The organism is Vibrio sp. FF145, assembly GCF_041439075.1.
Taxonomy (GTDB): Bacteria; Pseudomonadota; Gammaproteobacteria; order Enterobacterales; family Vibrionaceae; genus Vibrio; species Vibrio tasmaniensis_A.
This window is the reverse complement of record NZ_JBGONH010000053.1, coordinates 11088-28573: the sequence shown is the minus strand read 5'-3', so window position 1 is coordinate 28573 and position 17486 is coordinate 11088. Positions and strand designations below refer to the sequence as shown.

At 44.1% G+C, this 17486-nt stretch carries 13 protein-coding genes; 8 read left to right on the top strand and 5 right to left on the bottom strand.

Going from position 1 to position 17486, the window contains the following annotated elements:
* Positions 1-20: 20 nt before the first annotated feature.
* From ACED42_RS17685 to ACED42_RS17675, 3 genes are all read right to left on the bottom strand, one after another.
* Complete coding sequence (locus tag ACED42_RS17685; protein WP_371703571.1) at positions 21-1370, bottom strand: ATP-binding protein; 1350 nt, start codon at positions 1368-1370, stop codon at positions 21-23.
* Between the two features lie 102 nt (positions 1371-1472).
* Positions 1473-2132 (bottom strand): response regulator transcription factor, encoded by a 660-nt coding sequence (locus ACED42_RS17680; RefSeq protein ID WP_017101181.1) that lies wholly within the window; start codon positions 2130-2132, stop codon positions 1473-1475.
* Between the two features lie 24 nt (positions 2133-2156).
* Positions 2157-2555 (bottom strand): PepSY domain-containing protein, encoded by a 399-nt coding sequence (locus ACED42_RS17675; RefSeq protein WP_009847088.1) that lies wholly within the window; start codon positions 2553-2555, stop codon positions 2157-2159.
* 287 nt (positions 2556-2842) lie between these two features.
* Here ACED42_RS17675 and ACED42_RS17670 point away from each other — a divergent pair, with 287 nt between their 5' ends.
* A complete protein-coding gene (locus ACED42_RS17670) occupies positions 2843-5224 on the top strand; it encodes a GGDEF domain-containing protein (protein WP_371703570.1) in 2382 nt (793 codons plus the stop codon).
* Positions 5225-5300: 76 nt separating this feature from the next.
* Here ACED42_RS17670 and ACED42_RS17665 read toward each other — a convergent pair whose 3' ends face one another.
* Complete coding sequence (locus ACED42_RS17665) at positions 5301-7040, bottom strand: DEAD/DEAH box helicase (RefSeq protein WP_371703568.1); 1740 nt, start codon at positions 7038-7040, stop codon at positions 5301-5303.
* Between the two features lie 97 nt (positions 7041-7137).
* On the opposite strand from ACED42_RS17665, the gene rsuA reads away from it, so the two are divergent.
* The 3 genes from rsuA (at position 7138) to ACED42_RS17650 (ending at position 9940) form a co-directional block, all read left to right on the top strand.
* Positions 7138-7833 (top strand): 16S rRNA pseudouridine(516) synthase RsuA, encoded by a 696-nt coding sequence (gene rsuA / locus ACED42_RS17660; RefSeq protein WP_009847085.1) that lies wholly within the window; start codon positions 7138-7140, stop codon positions 7831-7833.
* Positions 7834-8063: 230 nt separating this feature from the next.
* On the top strand, positions 8064-9281 hold the full coding sequence (locus ACED42_RS17655) for a Bcr/CflA family multidrug efflux MFS transporter (protein WP_012604251.1): 1218 nt from the start codon (positions 8064-8066) through the stop codon (positions 9279-9281).
* Positions 9281-9940, top strand: a complete 660-nt coding sequence (locus ACED42_RS17650; RefSeq protein ID WP_009847083.1) for a DUF2913 family protein — start codon at positions 9281-9283, stop codon at positions 9938-9940. Before ACED42_RS17655 ends, ACED42_RS17650 begins: the two co-directional genes overlap by 1 nt.
* A 126-nt stretch (positions 9941-10066) precedes the next feature.
* Here the strand turns inward: ACED42_RS17650 and ACED42_RS17645 are convergent, their stop codons facing one another.
* Positions 10067-11503, bottom strand: coding sequence for a DUF2867 domain-containing protein (locus tag ACED42_RS17645; protein ID WP_371703566.1), 1437 nt, complete (start codon positions 11501-11503; stop codon positions 10067-10069).
* 96 nt (positions 11504-11599) lie between these two features.
* On the opposite strand from ACED42_RS17645, the gene ACED42_RS17640 reads away from it, so the two are divergent.
* From ACED42_RS17640 to ACED42_RS17625, 4 genes are all read left to right on the top strand, one after another.
* On the top strand, positions 11600-12973 hold the full coding sequence (locus ACED42_RS17640) for an MATE family efflux transporter (protein ID WP_017096714.1): 1374 nt from the start codon (positions 11600-11602) through the stop codon (positions 12971-12973).
* 122 nt (positions 12974-13095) lie between these two features.
* Complete coding sequence (locus tag ACED42_RS17635; RefSeq protein ID WP_009847080.1) at positions 13096-13767, top strand: ABC transporter ATP-binding protein; 672 nt, start codon at positions 13096-13098, stop codon at positions 13765-13767.
* Complete coding sequence (locus ACED42_RS17630) at positions 13748-16201, top strand: ABC transporter permease (protein ID WP_009847079.1); 2454 nt, start codon at positions 13748-13750, stop codon at positions 16199-16201. The genes ACED42_RS17635 and ACED42_RS17630 overlap by 20 nt, the downstream gene beginning before the upstream one ends.
* Complete coding sequence (locus ACED42_RS17625; protein ID WP_371703564.1) at positions 16191-17339, top strand: lipocalin-like domain-containing protein; 1149 nt, start codon at positions 16191-16193, stop codon at positions 17337-17339. The genes ACED42_RS17630 and ACED42_RS17625 overlap by 11 nt, the downstream gene beginning before the upstream one ends.
* The last annotated feature ends 147 nt before the right edge of the window (positions 17340-17486 follow it).

Here is a 17486-nt window from a genome sequence, read left to right as displayed (position 1 = left end):
AGTTATTTAGCTCGTTTAGCTTACGTAACCTTGCTTATTTTAAGCACCAGAGAAGCTTTTAAGCCGCCCATAGAGCTCTTGCTGAGCGTTAGGCTGCCTCGGTAGCTGTGTGCCATTTCATTCACAATGTTAAGCCCCAAGCCTGTTCCTGGTGTGGTTTCATCAAGTCGAACACCACGTTTTGTCACTTGCTCAAGCTTCTCTTCAGGAATGCCTTGGCCATCATCTTCAATCACTAATTCAATGTTGCCATCATCGAGTTCATTCGAATGGACTCGGATAATGCTGCTCGCCCATTTGTAACTGTTCTCTAGTAGGTTGCCGACCATTTCATCAAGGTCGGTTTTTTCGACCGCCACTTCAATTTCAGAGTCTAGCTCATTAATCATGGTGACTTCGTTGGCGGCATAGACTTTATCAAATGCCATTGAGATAGCTTCAACACGTTCACAAGGTGAAGACTTCACTGAAAGAATGTTCATTGCACCAGCCATGCGTGCTCGGCCAAGGTGATAATCGATTTGGCTTTGAATCTGATTAATGGGTTGTTGCAGCAGTGCCTTGTCATCCTCTGGAAGTCGCTCTATCTCATTTTTCAGAACCGACAGCGGAGTTTTCAACGCATGAGATAAGTTACCCGCGTGGTTACGCGCTCGCTCCAATAACTCTTGATAGTGGAACAGTAGGGCATTGAGGTCAGAAACCAATGGAGAAACCTCTTTCGGGTAGTTGTCGCTTAACCCTTGTTGCTCGCCGTTTCTTAACATCACCAGTTCACGTTGCATCTTACTGAGTGGCAATAGTGACCAGCTGACTTGAATACCAATCAACATCAGCACGCCCACAAACAGCAACATCAGAATCAACCAGACTTGACCTGTAAGTTCGGTCAGTGTGGATTCTAATGGATCTTCATCAATACCTATGGTGATCGTGACAGGATCGTTCAGTTCAGGCAGATAGATATCCTGCTCGATGTAAATAAGCTTTTCTTTCTCAGGCCCTTTGATTGAAGTATGAATCGGCGAACGCTTGATAGTGAGGTCTTTGTCCCATAGCGAGCGAGACCGAATAATTTGGTCTTGAGTAGCGGCTCGCCAATAAATACCACTGTAGGGTTGGTTAAACCTAGGGTCAGACAGACGCTCTGCCATGATGAGGTTACCACTGTCGTTGGTTTCTATGTTGGCGGTTAACTCGTCCATGGTTAGGCTGAGCTGTTGCTTGACGTCATCGACCAAGTAATCGTTAACCAACTTAGGTATTCCGACGCCTGCCGCTAATATCATCGCACCTAGCCAAAAAGCCGCGGCGAGGAGCAAGCGGCTTTTTAGACTGACGTTTTTAAGTGTTCGTTTTTTTAGATTCATACGTTACCAGCCTGTCTTTGCTCATCTTGCTATGAGAACAACAACGATCAGCACAGGCTGTCCACTAATTGGAGATTGCTCTTAGCTTAATTAAATACAGCGTTATTCAGCATTCAGTTGGTAGCCAAGGCCACGAACGGTTTTGATGATCTTTGGTGCGATTTTCTTACGAATACGACCGATGAACACTTCAACCGTGTTTGAGTCGCGGTCGAAGTCTTGCTTGTAGATGTGCTCAACCAACTCAGTGCGCGAGATAACTTTGTTTTGGTTATGCATGAAGTACGCGACCACTTTATATTCTAGCGCCGTGAGGCTAACCGCTTGACCTTGCCACAACACTTTAGAGCTGCGTGTGTCTAGGCTTAGATCACCAATTTGAAGTATAGGAGCAGCACTGCCTGACGCTCGGCGCAGTTGAGCACGAATGCGGGCTATCAGCTCGACCATTTCGAATGGTTTAGTTAGGTAGTCATCAGCACCTGCATTCAAGCCTTCTACACGTTGCGTAAGCGTGTCACGCGCACTTAAGATAATCACTGGCGTATTAATGTTTTCGTCTCGAATGCCTTTTAATACGGTTAGGCCGTCAAGCTTAGGTAGACCTAAATCGAGAACGATGGCATCCCACTCTTCCGATGTTGCACGGTAGAGTGCGTCGATACCGTCTTGAGAAAGCTCTGGAACCCAGTCGGCTCCCTCAAGGGTGTCTAGAATTTGTTGGCCCAAGCGAGGTTCGTCTTCAACGACTAAAATTTTCATGTATCACTCTTTTATTGTTATTTATTATTCGTGGGAGTTTTTGATCGCTTCTTTAAAGTTGCGACCTTTAATCATCAGCATTTCTAACGTTTCAGCGTTGTATTCCACTTTAATGATATTGTTTTGGAAATTTATTTTTAGCTCATACACCCAAATATCATCGTCTTCTTCTAGTTCTACTTTAATGATTCGGCCATGAAGATCATTTTCAACCGCAGCATACATTTCTGAGAAAGGGCGAATGTAGCCCTCTTGCACCGCTTCATAGACTTCGTCTTGATCTTCTTCAAATTCGATACGGGTTCCCGCTTTATGAACATCTTGTACAAGATCATGACCGTTATGGTGATCATCTTGTGCAAAGCTTGATGTCGAGCCTATAGCTACAGCGATACAGATGAGTATAGCGCTTGGTTTTTGCATGCAGTGGCCTTAGTAAAAGAAGCAAGTAACGACAGTTTAATACAATAAAAATGAATGGAGTATGAATGTGAATACGAGAGACGCTTTATCATTTTAGCAATGTAAAGTGTTGTATCAACGTGCAATTAACCAACCTGATATTCATGTTGATTCATTTGCTCAATAGTAATGCGTTGACGTTATTACATTCCCTTACAAATTACAAATAATTAACATGGTAAACTCGCAAGTATATGGACTTATGGGGCTCTTTGCCGCGCGATATTTGATTTAATAAGGATTTTAGAGTGCCATTTACAGTGCTAGTTATGTTGTTTTTTTCAGTGCTGATAACGTTCACTAGCCATGCAAATGAGTTAGATTTCAAGCAAATCAGTGATTTCGAATATGGCATGGTAGTGAGTGATTCTTCGGTTGATGCCATCCTATATAAGGAAGAAGGCTGGAGCTCAATTGTTACTTGTATTCCTGAACCTAATCAGTCGTGTTGGCTTAAGCTTGCACTACCTTCAGACAACCAATCATATGAACATCTAGTTTGGAAATCTCTTTCATCCCGGACCGGCGAGCTGTTTTTTGTTGATCAAGACGGCAAAGTTGTTGGCAATTTTTTGTTTGAGTATTATCGCTCGCTACGCCTGAACAAAAATTTTGAATACAGTCATGTTTTAGTGAAATTTCCTAGAGGTAAGACTGTAAATGCCAGTGCGTTATTTTCGAAAGAGCATCAATTAAAGCAATCGCTTGTCATGAAATATGGCGTGATTCTCTCGCTATTTATATTGACGAGCGCAATATCGTTAGTTTATGTTTATTATGTTTGGCCGATAAAGCGATCTAAAACACTATTTATGACGTGCTATATAGTGCTGTTTTCTATGTTTTATATTTACAAGTTTGGGTTTTTATGGGATGGGTATGATGATAAAGGAACCTACGTTATAAATTTTTTTAGAAGCGACTACTGGTTCGTTTCTTATTCTTTATCTTTAGTTTGTGTGTATTTAATGCTTGTTTTTTCAAGTTGCGATAGAATAAATACAAAGCACTTACTGATTTGTTCTTCATTTGTGTTTCTACAGTTCTTTTCAGTTTATATAAACTTTGACGTCATTGTTGGGTTTTTAATCAGCACTATCCTTGCAGCCGTTGTTATAGCATTTTGTTTGATATCAAAAGAAGTTAATAATAAAGTTCAAATAATAATTAGCTATCTTTCGTGTTTTATTATGTCTGTGGTGGTTCTTGAATCATCAATGACTATTTCATTCATACCTGAGTATTATTATTTAATACAGGCGCTATTCTACTTGTCTCATGCTTCTTTTGTATTAGCATGTGTTTATGATCTTGGAGAATTAAGAGTTATTAATTTGGGCGATTATAAGAAATTGTTGTCTAATTCTGATAAAGATTTCATGACAGGGTTGTATAATCGAAAATCCATAGAATATAAAAAGGTCATTGAGAGTTCTCGGTGTTATTATTACATTGATGCAAATCAATTGAAGTTTCTCAATGATAGTCAAGGTCACCATGTAGGTGATCGAATGATAATAAATTTAGCTATGCGCTTCAAAAAAATAGCCGCACAAGGCATAGGGAAGGCGTATAGAGTCGGTGGCGATGAATTTGTATTAATTTGCCAAACGTCGGTTTCCAAGGAGTTACTTGAATATTTGTTGGAACAGAACCTCACCCAAGAAACAGAAAACGCTCTAAGCTTTAGTTTTGGCCGTTATCGAAGTGGTCCTAATGAATCTGTCGAAGATTGTATTTACAAAGCTGAATACTGTTGCCGTAAAGCAAAGTCAAACAATGAATCTTACCAAGACTGGCAGCAACAAGACGGGGTCATGCTCTATAGCTTACCGAATCTTAGAATAGAAGCAGTTGAATTACTTAACTCGGATAGGTTGCTTTGCTTTGCTCAAAAAATTCATTCTTTAAAGGGTGTTGCTTCGAGCTATGAGCTACTGTGTCGTTTAAAAATGGAAGACGAAGAGGGGCGTGAAAAAATCGTTTCTGCTGGTGAATTGCTCGATGTTGTAGCCTCTCATGGGCTTGAGAAGGAGCTCGATTCTCGTATGCTTACTTACGCAATTGGCTTACTTGAGCATTATTCAACTATTCAATTGTCATTAAACTTCTCAGTTAAAACCATTTTCGATATGAGTGTTATCGATCGTTTATGTCATCTACCCCCTTATATCCGTTCCCGTTTATGTGTTGAAGTGACTGAGCTTGTTTTTTATCGTGCAGATGAGAAGTTTCGAAAAATAGTAGAGCGACTACAACACCACCAGATAATAGTTGCCTTAGATGATTTTGGTTCAGGTTATTCATCGTATTCAATTTTATCTGAAGGCTGTTTCGATACGATCAAGCTTGATGGTTCGCTTGTTGAAAATATTAACAGTTCTGATTTTAAGAAAAAAATGGTGCACTCATTAGTTGAGTTGGCAGAAATGAGCCAAACTAAAGTGGTTGCAGAACGTGTTGAAACAATTGAAGAGTTAAGAACTTTAGAAACGCTAGGTATTGACTTTATTCAAGGCTTTTATATTCATAAGCCAACTTTAGCCATTGAGCTTTTTGATAATATGGCTAAAGAGGCGCGGGAATCAGAAAAAGCTGAGCGCAATCTAATTTGTGGTTTAACAAGTTAACTCATGTGTGGTCATTAGAATGTGAATAAAAGGAGTATCGATACTCCTTTTATTAATTCTGTTGATTATTGGGATTCTATTGCTTCAGTTCATCTTCGAATATCTTGTCTCTCATTTTCCAAAAGCGCCCGACTTTACGTGCAATGACGAATTGAGGTGGGCGGAATCGATGTTGGTGAGCGACCACTTTCGTTGGTGAAGCTTCTTCAAACGGTCTGTGTCTGTCGGCAAGGTGAGGGCGAACAAACTGATCCTTAAAGTTCTGTTTCTGTTTCTTGGTGGTTAATGACCAAAACTCATGCACTTGTGCTTGGTTTTCTCCACGGTAAGTGACCTTAAGCTGCGACTTGCCTTTTTCGTCCTTGAGAACGTTAAGGTCCATTTCTAAACACTCAAACACCAACGCATCTTTGAGGTTTAACGCTTCCTTAAGCTTTTTATCTGGGTCGACCAAGGTGGCATCACACTCATGACAAATGCGCGCGGCAATGTCGTTGTCAGCGCCGCATTCACCACAATACTTAGCACGAAAACGATAGTTACAGTGCTCGCGTTCGCCCGTGTCTTCATCGGTAAAGTAGCCTTGGCATTTACGGCCAAAGTGTTCGAGTAAGAAGCCGTTGCTGTCTAGCTTGCCCCAGAAGTTATTATTGAAGCCGCAAGCAGGGCAGGGAATAGTGATGATTTCACTGTCTGAGTCAGGCTTTGGGTCTCCGACCTCTGGTTGGTAAAGGTCGTAACTGTTGCCCGCATAGTCGAGCACTAAACACTCTTTTTTACCCGGAGATAGGCGTAAGCCACGGCCAACGATTTGTTGGTACAAGCTAATAGATTCTGTTGGGCGCAAAATCGCGATTAAATCCACATGGGGCGCATCAAAACCTGTGGTTAATACCGACACGTTAACCAAGAACTTGATTTTACGTTCCTTGAAATCACTGATGATTTGGTCACGTTCGAGTGTCGGTGTGTCGCCGATTACAATTGAAGCTTCACCTTCGGGCAGTAAACCAAGGATCTCTTGTGCGTGTCGAACGGTGGCTGCAAATACCATGATGCCGAGTTTGTCTTTGGCCAGCTCAATAATTTGGTCGACAATTTGCGGGGTAGCACGCTTCGATTGCTCAATCACCATATCGAGTTCTGATTCTTTGTAGCGGCCTGTACTTGCAGGTTTTAGCTGTGAAAAGTCATAACTCAATACTGGCGCATCGATCATGCGTGCTGGTGTTAGAAAGCCTTCGTCCAACAAATAACGAATCGGCAGTTCGAAAATACAGTCTCTGAAAAATCTCGGCTCTTCAGAACGCACTTGGCCACGTGTGTGATATTGGTAAAGCCACCCCATACCAAGACGATAAGGCGTCGCGGTCAATCCAAGCACCTTGATGCCCGAATTATTCTCGCGCAAGTGAGTGATCACTTTTTGGTAGCTACTGGTCTTTTCATCGGGAACACGGTGGCATTCGTCGATAACCAATAATGAGAACTGATTGGAGAATGAGTCAAGGTTGCGAACCACGGATTGAACTGAAGCAAACACCACTTGTTGGTCTGTCTCTTTACGCCCTAAACCGGCAGAGAAAATTGAACCTTTTAGCCCATAACCTTCATACTTTTCATGGTTTTGCTCAACGAGCTCTTTTACGTGCGCAAGCACTAGAACACGACCTTTAGCGAGCCTTGCTAACTCTGCAATCACCAGGCTTTTTCCTGCGCCTGTAGGCAATACAAGAACAGCCGGTGTTTGGTGTTTTCTGAAGTAATGAATCACTGATTTTACTGAGTCAGCTTGGTACGGGCGGAGTGTATACATATCGTGTCTTGTAAAATGAAAAACAAATAGTGTGAAATAGCTCAACTAATTGAGCAAAGGTGACTATAATACCCGACTTAGATTAGTTGAGGTATTCATGCGTTTAGATAAATTTCTGTGCGATGCGTTAGGCGTCACTCGAAGAGAAGCAACACACTTATTAAAATCAAAAGCAGTGACAGTAAATGATGTCATTCAAAAAAGCGGCTCACTTAAGGTAACTGAAGAGTGCGTTGTGGAATGGCAAGGCAATGAACTGAATGTTCACGGCCCGCGTTACATCATGCTTTACAAGCCAGAAGGCTTTGTTTGTTCGCATGAAGATGGTTCAAATCGCACTGCGTTTGAATTACTCGATGAAATCAAAATGGACAAGCTGCACTTTGCAGGTCGTTTAGATGTTGATACAACGGGTCTTGTCTTAATGACAGACGACGGTAAGTGGTCTCACCGCATCACATCGCCAAAGCACAAGTGCGAGAAGATGTACCGAGTGTGGTTGGTTGAACCTGTTGAAGACGATTACGTTGAAAAGTTCAAAGAGGGCATCCAGCTTAAGAGCGAAGACGGCCTAACACTTCCAGCACACCTTGAAGTACGTGCAGAGCGTGAAGTGTTGCTAACGATTCACGAAGGAAAATACCACCAAGTAAAACGCATGTTTGCAGCACTTGGTAACAAGGTCGAAGCACTGCACCGTGAACGTATTGGTGAAATCGAGATGGACGAGTCTTTAGAGTTGGGTGAATACCGTTACCTAACACAAGAAGAAGTAGACTCTATCTGGAAGTAATCTTTTCTACCGTAGATGTGGCCGACCAAGGATAGCGTCGGCTGATTATTTTGACTGGTACTAGGACAGTTTCAGCCATTATTACTATATGTTCATGTATGTGTGCGCATATTCGTGTATCACTGTGCGTATTCGTGTATTGCTATGTGTATATTCGTATATTCGTATATTCGTATATTGCTGCGTGCATGCTCGTGTTCACATAGAACTTAGTACTTAGTCGGAGAGTTATGCAAACGTCTACCTCACAGACCCCAAGCTCACAACCACAAACGCCTCAGTTAGGTTGGATGCTATTTTTGGTTTTGGGCGCTATTGGTGCTTTGACACCACTCGCCATCGATATGTACCTACCTGCAATGCCAACGATCGCCAAAGATCTTGGTGTGACAGCAGGGGAAGTGCAAATCACACTTACCGCGTACACCGCAGGTTTCGCTTTAGGTCAGTTGTTACATGGTCCGTTAGCCGACAGTTATGGTCGCAAGCCAGTTCTACTGATTGGTGTGCTCTTCTTTGCGATAGCGTCTGTCGTGAGTGCAACCACTCATGGCATTGAAGCGTTAACGTTAGTTCGTACCGCTCAAGGTTTTGCAGGTGCGGCGGCGGCGGTCATTATCCAAGCGGTTGTGCGTGATATGTTCGACCGTGAAGATTTCGCAAGAACCATGTCGTTCGTTACCTTAGTGATGACGGTTGCGCCACTTATCGCGCCGATGATTGGCGGCTATTTGGCATTGTGGTTCGGCTGGCGTTCAATCTTTTGGGTGTTAGCTATTTTTGCAGTGATTGTGATTCTCGCGGTGATAATCAAAATCCCTGAAACTCTGCCTGTTGAAAATCGTCAACCATTACGCTTTAAAACCACGATTCGTAATTACGCTCGTTTATGTAAAAACTCGACCGCTATGGGCCTAATTTTCTCGGGTGCGTTCTCGTTCTCTGGGATGTTTGCATTCTTAACCGCAGGCTCTTTTGTCTACATTGATGTCTATGGAGTACGTCCTGACCTGTTTGGTTACCTGTTTGGTCTGAACATCGTTGCGATGATTCTGATGACGACAATTAATGGTCGAATTGTTAAGAAGGTTGGCTCTCATACCATGCTGAGAGCCGCGCTGGTCATTCAATTATTAGCTGGCGCCGGTTTACTGGTTGGTTGGTTATTGGATCTCGGGCTTTGGGGTATTGTGCCGTTTGTGATGCTATTTATTGGCACCATTTCTACTATCGGCAGTAACTCTATGGGTCTATTGCTCAGTGGTTATCCAAACATGGCCGGCACGGCTTCATCGCTTGCGGGAACATTAAGATTTGGTACTGGTTCTGTCGTTGGAGCTATCGTTGCGATGCTGCCAAGTGACAGTGCTGGGTCTATGGCTATGGTAATGGCTGCGTGTGCAGTAATGTCAGCATTGCTATATTGGACATTAGGAAAGAAGGCATAATGTCAAAATACTATATTGAAATTCAGAAGTTAGTGAATGATGCGTTAGGCGAGCTTTACGCTCTGCACAAAGCAGGCAAAGCGATTGATGCGCCTATTGCGAACAACCTTTATTTAGTTCGTTGGGTAACGAAGGCGATTAAGGCTCAGTCTTATGATCGTGTGATTGTGCCTGACTTGGTTCGCTGGCAGAAACAGGGCCGTTCAAAGGGCAATAACTCTGATTTAACTTTTACCTTTAAACGTATTTCTGCGTTTTACGGACGTTTTTTCCCTGAAGGCGAAGAGCCTAAAGCGCTAAAAGACAGTGATGTTGAAGCGTTCATGGACAAAATGTACGAGATGGGTTGGAGTGTATCAAGTGAAGACGAGCTAACGACTGGCGGCAAAATTCAGTTCTTCACTGATGGTGAGCACTCTTTTGCACTTTGTGGCAAACAGTGTGACGACTCGTTCGACGGTGAGCTAATGGTAAAACCAATGAACTGGTTTGTTCGTGGTAACCACGCTGAGTTTATTCAAGCAGCGATGGAAGCAGGTTTCATGCTTCACAAAGTCACTGACTACAAGTCAGCGGTGAAGTATCACGGTGAATACATCGTGTATCCAGCTAACCAAGGCAACCAACTGGCTGAGATCCCAATTAGCGTTATTGGCTAATCTAGTGACAGTTAAAAATATAAAGACCGCCTAAATGGCGGTCTTTTTCTAGCAAGAAGGTGTGGATGCAGTCTCATCTATAGCTCTTAATTTCTTCGTATCTCGTTGCCGGATCTCGAATCTGCTTTAATCCTTCATCTGCTCTTTAGCTTGCTTCTCAATCGCCTTCACCATGCCTTTAAAGATAAATAGGTGAGCTGGCATCATCGCGAACCAATACAGTAAGCCTAAAAAGCCTTTTGGATGCCACCAAGCTGAAATGTTCAGTTCACGAGAATCACCGTGGTCAGAGACGGTAATTTCGAGTCTCCCCAAACCGGGACCTTTCATACCGAAAAGCAGAGATAGAAACTGATTCTCTTCACAGCGAATAACCTTCCAAGAGTCAATCTTGTCACCGACTTTTAGGTTAGAGCCTTCTGGCACTTGTCGAACAGGTACACCACCGCCAAAGAGAAGCTCTAACCATTCGCGTGTGCGCCATAAAGCGTTAGCGAAGAAGTAACCTTGTTTCGGGCTTCCTATTTGCTGAGCAACGTGCCAGAGGGAATCTAAGGATGCGCTTGAGGTGATACTTGCCCCTGTTTTCTTCGGGTAATAGCCATACCCAGCTTGCCAGCGCTTGAAGGCGGTTTTGTCAAAGCCCCAAACATTACTTTTTACGAAGTTGCCTTCAGAATGAATCGCTTGCTCAACCATACTTTCGAATGAGATAAGTTTCTGAGGGTACTTTTCTCTAATGATGGTCGAACTGGCAATAAAGTCATGCTTTAAGCCCGCGAGAAGCGCTCTGCCTATGTTGGACGGAACAGAAGTCACCACGCCCAACCAATAAGACGCCATTGAAGGTGTGAGAAGTGATGTCGCCCACAGCCTGAGTGGACGATCGGCTGTTTTGGCAATGTGTGCAAATTGGTTTCGATAAGAGACAATATCTGGCCCGCCAACCTCGAAAGTTTGGCTTTCGCTAGGCGTGTCTTGTGCGAGTTTTAGTAGATAGTGGTTCAGGTTCTGCAAGGCAATAGGGTTGGCTTTAGAGTCGACCCATTTTGGCGCAATCATAATAGGCAAGTTGTACACGAAGTCTCGCATGATCTCGAACGCCGCAGAGCCGGGGCCAATGATCACGCCTGCTTGAAGTTCGGTCACCGGTACTGGTCCTTTACGAAGCAGTTGTCCGGTTTGTTTTCTCGCTTGAAGATGCTCTGAATCACCCGTTTGCGGTTGAAGCGAACTCAGGTAGATGACGTGTTGGTTTTTTGGCCCAAGAGCCGAAACAAAGTTACGAGCCAACTTGAGTTCGTAATCAATGAAATCATGGCCTTCAGCCATTCCATGTACAAGAAAGAAAATAAGGTCAAAGTCAGGGACGAGCGCTTGTGTTGCAGCTTGATCTGCGAGATCAAGGTATTCAAGTGACAAGTTGTCGTGAGGCTCTGTTCGTGCTTTTAAATAGTCGATATGCCTTGCTGCAGCTGTGACTAGATAGCCTTGCTCAAGCAGGAGAGGGAGGAGCTGCGAACCAACATATCCAGAAGCGCCTAAAACCAGTACTTTCTTCATTGTTACTCCATTTATCTCTGTGGTTAAAAACCGAACATTGATATAATAGCGTGATATTTATCTTTATTCATCAATACGTTCCGTTTAGGTATTTCTATGTTGCTCTCTTCAATTATTCATCACACTCGAGGTGATTTTGTTCGTAGGCTTATTGCGATTGCTTTACCTATCACCTTGCAGAGCATTATGTTCTCAAGTCGAGGCCTTGTGGATGTATTGATGTTAGGCCAATTGGGTGAAGCTGATATTGCTGCGGTGGGTGTGGCGAGTCGAGCCATGTTTGTCACGACCATTATGCTGGTGGGCGTCACTACGGGCGGCGCTTTGCTAACGGCTCAATATTGGGGCGCGGGTAACAAACAAGGTGTGCGAGAAAGTACCGCGCTTACATGGTTGGTTTCGACACTATTTGCGTTACTAACTATTGTTTTCTTCGTTTCATTTCCCGCACAAATCATGGGTGTGACGACTGACTCCCAAGAAGTGATCAACCTTGGTGTTGAATATATTGTTATCACCTCGTTTAGCATGCTAGCTGTATCGTGCGTTAGCAGTATGGCTGTAGGTTTGAGAGCGATGCACAAACCCGGGCTAAGCACCTTCTTCAGCGGTATCGGTATCCTGTCTAACGTGTTCTTAAACTGGGTGCTGATCTTCGGTAACTTAGGGTTTCCTGCGCTTGGAATCAAAGGCGCAGCGATTGCGACAGTGTTGAGTGGTGCAATCGAAGTGGCGACCTTGTTTGGCTATCTTTATTGTTCAAAGCATCTCTTGGCTTTCAAGTTATGCGATATAAAAGCAGCAGCTTCGATTGAAAAAGTGGTTCGCTTCTTAAAGTTATCGCTGCCGACGACGTTTAACTTTTTGGCGTGGGCTGGTGGCTTATTTGCTTACCACGCGATCATGGGGCAATCGGGCGTTCAAGGACTGGCAGCACTGTCAGTGATGACGCCGGTTGAATCTATCTCATTGAGTTTACTGATTGGCCTTTCGAATGCGGCAGCGGTTCTGGTGGGTAATCAACTTGGCGCAAAGAATAATGAAGCGGTTTATTACCAAGCGTTAGGCTTAACGATTTTGTGTTTCTTGACCAGTATCGTGGTCGCGATTTTTCTTTACTTCGTACAAACGCCAATACTGAATGCTTTTAGTGCACTGACGGAAGAAACCAGAGCCCTCTCAGAAAAGTTCATTCTAATTTTAAGCGTGGGTATTGTTATCCGATCGGTACCGCTGACTGTCATTGTTGGTGTGTTGAGAGCGGGCGGTGATGTGAAGTTCTGCCTTTATCAAGACCTGATTGCCCAATGGGTGATCGGTATTCCGCTCGCCGCGATTGCTGCTATCTATCTGAAGTTTCCACCTGAGTGGATATATCTGCTTTTCCTCACTGAAGAAGTGCTTAAGTGGGGTGGGTCGCTCTACCGCATGAAAACAAGAAAATGGATTAAAAACTTGATAGGAAATTGAAGTAGAGCGCATCAACCCCATCACTTTATCGTTGGTGTGTGATCTATCTTTCAAAATACTTCCTCCTAACAGGGAATTAGTGTAGATTCTCATTCCAAATTCTAACTAATGTGAGCTGTTTAATGTTAAAGCTGTCAGACCTGTGTAAAGGCTATGTCGATGGGGGGGAGTTTCACCCTGTTTTGCAAGGTGCTGAATTAACATTAAACCAAGGTGATCAGCTGGCATTAATGGGAGAAAGTGGCTCTGGTAAGAGTACTTTGCTGAATCTTATCGCGGGTTTAGACCTCGCCGATTCAGGTGAAATCGCTTTCCCTCACTTCGATATGCACGACTCGACCGAGCGTGACCGCACCGCTTATCGTAGAAACAACATCGGTCATATCTTCCAGCAATTCAACTTGCTACCAACGCTTAACATTGCCGACAACATCCGTTTTTGCCGCCAGTTAAAAGGTTTACCTGAAGATAAGGGGCTCTGGAGACAGATTCTTTCTGCTTTAGACCTGATGCCTTTGCTTGGTCGTTACCCTGAAGAAGCGTCTGGTGGTCAACAACAACGCGCAGCGATTGCTCGTGCTCTGTACATGGAACCTAAAATTCTGTTGGCCGATGAACCGACGGGAAGTTTAGATGAGCGTAATGCAGAAGCGGTAATGCGTTTGCTGACCTCTTTGGCCCGCCAATTAGAATGTACATTATTGCTGGTAACACACAGTGAGAAAGTTGCATTGCATATGGATGGCAGAATTCGCCTACAAGGAGGGCAACTGCATGTTATGGCCCGTAGTTAAAGCGCTACTTGGTCACTATCGACGTTACCCACTTCAGATTATCTTGGTATGGCTTGGTTTAACCCTAGGCGTATCACTTTTGGTTGGTGTTACCGCTATCAACCAACACGCCAAGCAAAGTTATACGCATGGCGAAAAACTCTTTTCGAATCCTCTTCCTTACCGTATTCGACCAAAACATAACGCGAATAAAATCCCGCAAGGTTTTTACATTCAGCTTCGTCGTGAAGGCTTTCAGCAGTGTTCTCCTTTTGACCACCATAGTATCACTGATGAAAATGGTGCAAACTTTATGCTTATTGGCATAGACCCTGTTTCTATGCTTCAGCTTCAGCCTGGTGCTGCCTTAAAAGAACTCACCACGTTAGATCTCATGAAACCACCATATCCGATCCTAGTGAGTGATGATCTTGCTGAACATATGGAATGGAAGGATGGGGACTACATTCCACTGATGGATGGTTCAGAGCTAGGTCCTGTGGTAGTTGACCAAAATAACCTGATTAATGGTACAAGGTTGATTGCGGATATATCTTTGCTCCGAATGCTTAAACGCAGTGCAGGGCTTTCCGTGATTGCATGTTCAGACATGTCTCCTGAGAAGTTTGAACGTCTTAAAAACATGTTGCCCAATGGTTTGACAATCTCTCGCAGCTCTAAAGCTGAGCTTGAGTCATTGACTAGCGCTTTTCACTTAAATCTAAAAGCGATGGGCATGCTGTCGTTTGTCGTTGGCTTGTTTATTTTCTACCAAGCGATGTCGCTGTCTTTCATTCAGCGACAACCACTCGTCGGAATCTTGAGACAAACAGGTGTGTCTGGTTGGCAACTGACTAAAGCGCTTTGCTTAGAGTTATTGTTATTGGTTCTACTGAGCTGGATCTGCGGCAATGTATTCGGTGTCATGTTGGCAAACCAACTGTTACCTGCCGTTTCTTCGAGTTTAGGTGATCTTTACGATGCGAATGTGGGCTTAACCCTTAGCTGGAGTTGGCGTTGGAGTGGCTATAGCTTATTAATGGCGTTGCTTGGTGCATTCCTAGCGTGTGCATGGCCATTGGTTCGTTTGCTGAGGTCGCAACCGATTCGTTTGTCATCTCGTTTATCTTTGATGCGTTTTGCTGGCACTGAGTTTACTTGGCAAGCATTGATTGGTTGTGGTTTCTTGGTTGCAGCTGTCGCTGTGTATCAAGCCCCACAAACGCAAGAATCTGGTTTTGCGATTATTGCCCTGATGCTCGTCAGTGTGGCTTTGTTTACGCCTTTCTTGATGTGGAAGCTGTTCAACAGTTTGTCTTATTCACTGCGTTGGGTTCGTGCTCGCTGGTTCTTTGCGGATGCCGCTTCAAGCATGAGTTATCGTGGTGTGGCGACAATGGCGTTCATGCTAGCGTTAACCGCGAATATTGGTGTAGAAACCATGGTGGGTAGCTTTAGGGATACCACCGATAAATGGCTAACACAGCGTTTGGCTGCAGACCTGTACATTTACCCAACCAACAACGCCGCTGCACGTATGAGTAATTGGCTGTCAGAACAGCCTGAAGTCGATTCAGTTTGGTGGCGTTGGGAGAAAGATGTCGCTTCCCCTGTCGGAAGTACCCAGGTGGTCAGTACTGGTCCTTCTGAAGGCGAATTAGAAGCGCTGACGATCAAGTTAGGTATTCCGAATTACTGGTACCACCTGCATCATTCGAAAGGTGTGTTGATCAGTGAATCGATGTCTCTCAAGTTAGGGATTCGCCCAGGCGACTATATAGACCTTTATGACAGTCTTGGCTCTGGTTGGCAGGTTGTTGGTGTTTATTACGATTATGGCAACCCTTACCATCAAGTCATGATGTCACATCGAAACTGGCTATCTGGGTTTGCTGGACGCGGAAATGTCGGTCTAGGCGTCATACTCAAAGATGATGTCAATTCCGTAGGACTTCGAAGTCGATTGGAAAGCGTATTCAGGCTTGGATCTGAGCGTATTTTTGATAATAACAATATTCACAGTCAGGCGATGAGAGTGTTTGATAGAACATTCGCGATAGCTGATACATTGGGTAACATCACTTTGGTCATCGCGGTCTTCGGCATCTTTTTCGCGACGGTTGCGGGTGAAGTGTCTCGACAAAGGCATATTTCATTGCAACGTTGCTTAGGGGTCTCGGCAAAAGAGCTGATTTTTACAGGCAGCTTGCAGTTGTTTGTGTTCGGACTTATTTCTTCCTTGATTGCTATCCCGCTCGGATTGGCGTTAGCCAGCTTGATCGTCGATATTGTCATTAAGCAGTCTTTTGGGTGGTCACTCGAATTACAAGTGATTCCTTGGGACTATTTGCAGACATTTGCGTGGGCCATGGCAGCATTAATGTTAGCTGGTGCATTGCCAGTGATGAGAATGATTCGGAACACACCGATGAAATCACTGAGGGATGCGCTTTAATATGCTTCAACGAAATGGCTCAAAAAAACTCAGACACCGATTTGTTTCTGCTCTATTACTGATTGGTTTCTTTGGCACTATTTTAGGTGTCTGGGCTTACTATTCCTATTTTGTCGATGTTGGCGATAAGGGCGAGAATGAGGTTAATTCAGTACTTGTAAGTGAGCATTTCAATGTGTTTGAACCTGTATTGCCAGACCGAGGCGTTTCGTTGCCTCGTGATTTCCAGTTCCACCCAGAATTCCAGCATGAGTGGTGGCATTATTTTGCGTCTCTAAAAGGGGATGATGGGAAAAAGTACTCGGTACAGTGGAGCTTCTTTCGCATTGCAACCGATGAGCGAGAAACCTGGGGGTGGCAAAGCCCGCAGGTTTATATTTCAAATGTGGTAATTTCGTCTGAATCTAAGGTTTGGAAAGAGCAACGTTTGGCGCGTGGTGGCATTGGACAGGCGGGAATGACCAGTCATCCGTTTAGAATTTGGATTGATAACTGGAACTGGCGTGCCTTGGGTAACACACCGTTTCCAGGTCGCCTTCAAGTACAAACCGATACGTTCGGCCTTGAACTCGACACTATTGCGAAAGGGCCATACGTGCTCAACGGCGATAACGGCTATCAGAAAAAGCACGACTTATTGCCTGTCGCGTCTTATAACTTCAGCGCTCCGTTTTTATCTTTGAGTGGGGTTTTGAATCTCGACGGTGTAACGAAAGAAGTCGAAGGTACTGCGTGGGTGCATAAAGAGTGGGGCAGTGGTTTACTCGGAGTCGGTCAGCAAGGCTGGGATTGGTTCGTGTTTGATCTCGATGACGGTACTGCACTGAGCATTAACCGTTATCGCCATAATCAACAATTGCCTTATGTTTTTGGAACATTGGCAACTCGTTCTGGCAAAGTGTATCAGCTAACGGACTCCGACATTTCTATCAAGCCATTACAGAATACGACGCTAATGAATGGTAGAAGAATGCCGCTCCAATGGATTATTAACGTGCCACAACACGATATCAATCTCACTACGCGTATCAAACGTAGGGATATGTGGCTGCCTTTTGTCATACCCTATTGGGAAGGGCCAATTATGGCGAGCGGAAGCCATGAAGCAACAGGCTTTATGCAGTTAACTGGCTACTAAAAAACACCTAAGGCTATCATTTGATAGCCTTTTTTTATGTTTGATATTCCGACAACCCTCGAATTATTTGTGCATACAGCCTTGGTGAACTCATCTATACTTAATTCATGGTGCATAACAACATTATGGAATATACGACGTATTGTT

Bases quoted from the DNA above. Each gene is read 5' to 3' on its own strand.
- ACED42_RS17650 (WP_009847083.1), top strand. From the start codon at position 9,281: ATGTCAAAATACTATATTGAAATTCAGAAGTTAGTGAATGATGCGTTA.
- rsuA (WP_009847085.1), top strand. From the start codon at position 7,138: ATGCGTTTAGATAAATTTCTGTGCGATGCGTTAGGCGTCACTCGAAGA.
- ACED42_RS17685 (WP_371703571.1), bottom strand. From the start codon at position 1,370: ATGAATCTAAAAAAACGAACACTTAAAAACGTCAGTCTAAAAAGCCGC.
- ACED42_RS17675 (WP_009847088.1), bottom strand. From the start codon at position 2,555: ATGCAAAAACCAAGCGCTATACTCATCTGTATCGCTGTAGCTATAGGC.
- ACED42_RS17665 (WP_371703568.1), bottom strand. From the start codon at position 7,040: ATGTATACACTCCGCCCGTACCAAGCTGACTCAGTAAAATCAGTGATT.
- ACED42_RS17655 (WP_012604251.1), top strand. From the start codon at position 8,064: ATGCAAACGTCTACCTCACAGACCCCAAGCTCACAACCACAAACGCCT.
- ACED42_RS17640 (WP_017096714.1), top strand. From the start codon at position 11,600: ATGTTGCTCTCTTCAATTATTCATCACACTCGAGGTGATTTTGTTCGT.
- ACED42_RS17645 (WP_371703566.1), bottom strand. From the start codon at position 11,503: ATGAAGAAAGTACTGGTTTTAGGCGCTTCTGGATATGTTGGTTCGCAG.
- ACED42_RS17680 (WP_017101181.1), bottom strand. From the start codon at position 2,132: ATGAAAATTTTAGTCGTTGAAGACGAACCTCGCTTGGGCCAACAAATT.
- ACED42_RS17625 (WP_371703564.1), top strand. From the start codon at position 16,191: ATGCGCTTTAATATGCTTCAACGAAATGGCTCAAAAAAACTCAGACAC.
- ACED42_RS17635 (WP_009847080.1), top strand. From the start codon at position 13,096: ATGTTAAAGCTGTCAGACCTGTGTAAAGGCTATGTCGATGGGGGGGAG.
- ACED42_RS17630 (WP_009847079.1), top strand. From the start codon at position 13,748: ATGTTATGGCCCGTAGTTAAAGCGCTACTTGGTCACTATCGACGTTAC.